The following is a 758-nucleotide window of genomic DNA, read 5'->3' as shown; positions in this document are numbered from 1 at the left end:
CATCGGCATCGAAGCCGGGCGGGCGGCCACCTTGGCGGCCCCGCCGAAGACGGTGGCCGACTTGGTCCGACGGCTGCGGGATGACCGCGCGGATCTGTCGGCGACGCAGGTGGCCGCGGATCGCGCGGGATGAGTACGCGCGGTCCGCCAGGACCATGGTGGGGCGGGTCCGAGGCCGACCGGGGCCGGGCCTCGGCACCCGGATGCGGGCCATGACCGTCTCGAAGGCGGGCGCGTCACCGGCCTGCCCCGCAGTGACGGCCAGAGCCAGGGGCCGTGCATGACCGTCTGCAGCCAGGTGAATCTTTGTGCTCAGCCCACCGCGGGAGCGTCCGAGTGCGTGATCGGCCGGCTCGTTTCGGCCTGCGGCCCCCTTTTGAGCGCTCCGGCGGCGTGCTGGTGGGCCCGGACGACGGTCGAGTCGACCGACACGGTCCAGCCGATGTCGTCCACGGCATCCGCTGCGGCGAGGACGGCGGCGAAGATCTTCTCCCACGTGCCGTCGACGGCCCACCTGATCAGCCGCTTGTGAGCGGTCTGGAACGAGCCGAGCTCCTCGGGAAGGTCCCGCCAGGGCGAGTTGGTGCGGTACTTCCACGCGATGGCCTCGAGCGTACGGCGGTGATCCGCCCACCGCCGTCCCCGGACCGGATCCTCCGGCATCAGCGGCCCGATCCGGTCCCACATCGCATCAGTGATCACTAATCGGACAGACATATCCGATCAACCAACCAACCCATCAAAGAGACACGCTCTAG

Annotated in this window: 1 pseudogene; it reads right to left on the bottom strand. The window is 70.1% G+C overall.

The features are described 5' to 3' along the window. Positions 1-717: pseudogene (locus H5J33_RS36505) on the bottom strand (IS5 family transposase); the annotation flags it as partial. Between the last annotated feature and the right edge of the window lie 41 nt (positions 718-758).

Origin of the sequence: Streptomyces sp. WELS2, assembly GCF_013870595.1 — a bacterium.
GTDB lineage: Bacteria > Actinomycetota > Actinomycetes > Streptomycetales > Streptomycetaceae > Streptomyces.
This window is presented reverse-complemented; position numbering and strand designations above follow the sequence as displayed.